Genomic DNA, 3705 nt, shown 5'->3' with positions numbered 1-3705 from the left:
GATGTACGTACCTTTCTTTGCCAGATCAGCCATGCACATTGGACCAGGAATGGCAACCGTCTGGTGTTTACCATCAGCGCAGACCGCTTCCTTCGCAATATGGTAAGGGCCATTGTGGGAACACTGCTGGATGTGGGAAAAGGTAAACTCAGCCTGGAAGATGTTAAAGCTATAATAAAAAGCAGGAATAGAAGTGAGGCCGGCGTTTCTGTACCTGCAAAAGGGTTATATTTGGTCCGGGTGAAGTACCCGGAAAGTATTCTCAAAGCGGATGGATAAGGAGACGGGAAAGGCATTTGATTTCAGGTTGTTCAAAAGGGTATTGGCCTATACCCGGCCCTACCGTGTTACCTTCCTCGGGGTTTCGCTGGCGGCCATTTTACTTTCTGTATTTGCCGTTCTCTCGGCTATATTCCTGAAGAATATCGTAGACGAAGCCCTGCTTGAAAAAGATGCGGAAAAACTCATCTATTTCACTGTCGCTATGGGTATTGTTCTTCTGGGTCAGGTCATCTCCCAGTTGCTTTTTAACTACTATGCGAACTGGGTAGGGGAGTCTGTGATCAAAGATATCCGCATGAAACTCTTCCGGCATATGATTGGTTTCCGGATGAAGTACTATGACAATTCCTCAGTTGGGGTCCTGGTCACCCGTGCGGTCGCCGATATGCAGCGTATCGGTGAGATCTTTAGTCAGGGGTTCTTCGTAATCGTTGCGGATTTACTCAAGATGTTAGTGGCTGCGGGGGTTATGCTTTACCTGAATTGGAAACTATCTCTAATCGTATTTGCACTGCTTCCGATCATCCTCTATGCCACCCGCCTTTTTCAACAAGCCATGAAGAAGGCCTTTATTGAGGTGAGGGCCCAGGTATCTAACCTCAACTCCTTTGTGCAGGAACGGCTCACCGGGATGAAGATTGTACAGTTGTTTACCCGGGAGGAAATTGAGAGCAGGAAATTCAGGGAGATCAATGAAAAGCACCGTGATGCCTGGCTAAAAACGGTCTGGTACAATTCCTTCTTTTTTCCAGTGGCTGAAATCGTCTCCTCAGTTGCTATCGGACTGATCGTATGGTATGGTGGCTTACAGAACGTGGCCGGACTCAACCAGGAAGAGATGGGTACTGTTTTTGCCTTTATACTGCTGATTGAAATGTTGTTCCGGCCGCTGAGGCAAATCGCAGATAAGTTCAACACCCTTCAAATGGGGATGGTCGCGGCCAACCGGGTCTTCAAAATTCTGGATACCTCAAGCCATATTGAAGACCGGGGTACAAAGGAAATCGACCATATGCAAGGGGCCATAGAGTTCCGGGATGTCCGTTTTGGCTACCTGGAAGACGAAGAAGTACTGCATGGGATCTCCTTCAAGGTGCAGCCTGGGGAGACCATAGCCATTGTGGGGGCTACGGGCGCCGGTAAATCCACTATTATCAACCTTCTGAACCGTTTTTACGAGATCAATTCAGGTGATATCCTGCTGGATGGTCTTCACATAAGGGATTACAAATTATCCTCCCTTCGAAGGAACATTGCGGTAGTACTCCAGGATGTTTTCCTATTTGCCGACAGCATTGCCAATAATATCAGTCTTCGAGACGAGGCAGTGACGGAAGAAGAGATCGCCGAGGCTGCAAAACAAATAGGGGTGCATGAGTTCATCAGCAGCCTTCCGGGGGGCTACCAGTACAATGTTAAGGAACGCGGTTCCATGTTGTCCAGCGGACAGCGGCAGCTTATTGCCTTCCTGCGAGCCTACGTGACCAATCCGGGTATCCTTATTCTCGATGAGGCTACCTCTTCCGTCGACACCTACACCGAAAAGCTGATCCAGAAAGCCACAGACAAGATAACTGAGAACCGTACCTCGATTATCATTGCCCACAGGCTGGCCACGGTAAAAAAGGCCGACAAGATCCTGGTCATGGATGCCGGGCATATCGTAGAAGTAGGCACCCATAAGGCCCTGCTGAAAAAAGGTGGCTACTACAGCAAATTGTATGAAGCCCAGTTTATGGCCGAGGAGATGGCCTAAGGTTTTGAGGGTAAAAGATCTTGCAGGGTAATTTCACCCGTTAGCAGAAAAATTACCGGCATTAATATGGATACTCCCAGGTAGCCTATCAGGAATAGCATAATAAAAAGTAAGCCACGAGCAATAGTTACCCCGGCAGAATAGCGGTGTGTCCTTAGTAGTATGTAAAGGATAAAACCCACCATTAAAGCAATATAAATAAAAGAGAAAGCCATGTATCCCCGGGGATTCAATAAAATCATTATCAAACTCACCGGGAATGTCAGAATGGAGAAATGCGATAAAGTGTAGGTCGCTGTGACGATATATTCGGGTACATTGTACTTTCTTCTGTTTATGGACAGGAAGCCGGCTAGGGCAATAACCGGGATATAAAGAATAAATACAAAATTGTTGTACTCCATGGAAACTTCCATGAGTTTTGCGGTACCTTCCTGATTCACGCCCATCCCAAAAACATCAAAATCCATCTCTTCCAGTGCATACTTCTTCATGAAGTAAAACAGCACTCCTGAAAGTGCCAGTGAGAGCGTGAGATAATTGATGGGATTCAGGTATTTTCTCCTTGTCCCGTCCACATACTCGGTAATGACCTTTTCCGGCCAGACGGTGAGGTGGCCGATCGTCCTGAAAAAGTTATTCTCCAGGTTTAATATGCGTTCGAAAATATCCGTAAAAAGCCCTCTGAAGGTAATGCGTTTGAAGATGATTTTAGCACCGCAGACAGGACAATACCTGAAATCTGTTCGGAGATTAGCTTTACAGTTTTTGCAGTTCATCTTATGTAAGGTCTTTCCTCAGTTTCGCTTCCAGGTCTTTAAGGTCCTTGAACATTTTGAACTCCCCGTTTTTTATGTAGGAGATATTTCCGGTCTCTTCACTCACAACCAGGGCGATGGCGTCCGTCCGTTCGGTAATACCTACCGCAGCCCTGTGACGCAAGCCAAATCTCAGGGGGATAGAGCGTTCATTAGACACGGGCAGGATGACCCGGGTGGCGGTAATAAAATTGTCTTCGATTACTGCTGCCCCGTCATGCAGGGGGCTGTTCTTAAAAAAGATACTTTGTATTATGGGCTGGTTTACTTCGGCAAACATGGTATCTCCGGAGGACTTGACAAAATCGAGGGAATTGTTTCTCTTAAGGACCAGTATGGCCCCGGTTCGCGTCTTTCCCATTTTTTCACAGGCATTCACAATGGCCTTTAGGTCGGTCTTTACTGCCATCCCTTCCTGCCTGAGGAACCTGAAGCGTTTGGACAGATTCCGTTTGGTGCCGAGGTTGGTAGATCCGATCATAAGCAGGAACTTTCGTATCTCCTGTTGAAAAACAATGATCAGGGCAATAAGTCCGACCGACATAAAACCGCCAACCATACTGCTGATCATCTTCATATCGAGCAACTGGGTAAGTTTCCAGAACCCCCAGACAATAACGATCCCGATGAAGATGTTGATAGCTACGGTGCCCCGTACAAGTTTGTAGATGTAATAAAGCAGGATGGCAACAAGGACTATGTCAATTACATCGGTTACTTTGAAATCGAGAAAATCGAGAAATTCCAAGCCTTGTCGTTTTTGTAAAATTAGGAAAAATAGGCGTATCTCGGCGTACTACTTTACGGGGTAAGCTGCATATACAGGCGAATGCATTCCACGGCCTCCCT

Annotated in this window: 4 protein-coding genes; 2 read left to right on the top strand and 2 right to left on the bottom strand. The window is 46.7% G+C overall.

What is annotated here, in order from left to right; translation table 11 throughout:
• Both AC4E7D_RS12730 and AC4E7D_RS12725 read left to right on the top strand, forming a co-directional pair.
• Window positions 1-279 (top strand): tRNA pseudouridine synthase A (locus AC4E7D_RS12730; RefSeq protein WP_490174166.1); only part of this gene is annotated, 279 nt, incomplete at its 5' end.
• Window positions 272-2038, top strand: coding sequence for an ABC transporter ATP-binding protein (locus AC4E7D_RS12725; protein ID WP_490174165.1), 1767 nt, complete (start codon window positions 272-274; stop codon window positions 2036-2038). The genes AC4E7D_RS12730 and AC4E7D_RS12725, both read left to right, overlap by 8 nt.
• Here AC4E7D_RS12725 and AC4E7D_RS12720 read toward each other — a convergent pair.
• Together AC4E7D_RS12720 and AC4E7D_RS12715 are read right to left on the bottom strand one after the other, a co-directional pair.
• Entirely contained in the window at window positions 2035-2817 is a 783-nt protein-coding gene (locus tag AC4E7D_RS12720) for a DUF3667 domain-containing protein (RefSeq protein WP_490174164.1), read from the bottom strand. The two genes, AC4E7D_RS12725 and AC4E7D_RS12720, sit on opposite strands and share 4 nt — an antisense overlap.
• Window position 2818: 1 nt before the next feature.
• Window positions 2819-3604 carry a diadenylate cyclase gene (locus tag AC4E7D_RS12715; RefSeq protein ID WP_490174163.1) on the bottom strand — a complete coding sequence of 262 codons (786 nt, stop codon included), beginning with the start codon at window positions 3602-3604 and terminating at the stop codon, window positions 2819-2821.
• Between the last annotated feature and the right edge of the window lie 101 nt (window positions 3605-3705).

The organism is Lentiprolixibacter sp. (assembly GCF_982873095.1).
The sequence above is the reverse complement of the archived record's forward strand: the minus strand, read 5'-3'. Positions and strand labels throughout refer to the sequence as shown.

Coding starts and splice junctions, on each gene's coding strand:
- AC4E7D_RS12720 (WP_490174164.1), bottom strand. CDS start 2,817: ATGAACTGCAAAAACTGTAAAGCTAATCTCCGAACAGATTTCAGGTAT.
- AC4E7D_RS12725 (WP_490174165.1), top strand. CDS start 272: ATGGATAAGGAGACGGGAAAGGCATTTGATTTCAGGTTGTTCAAAAGG.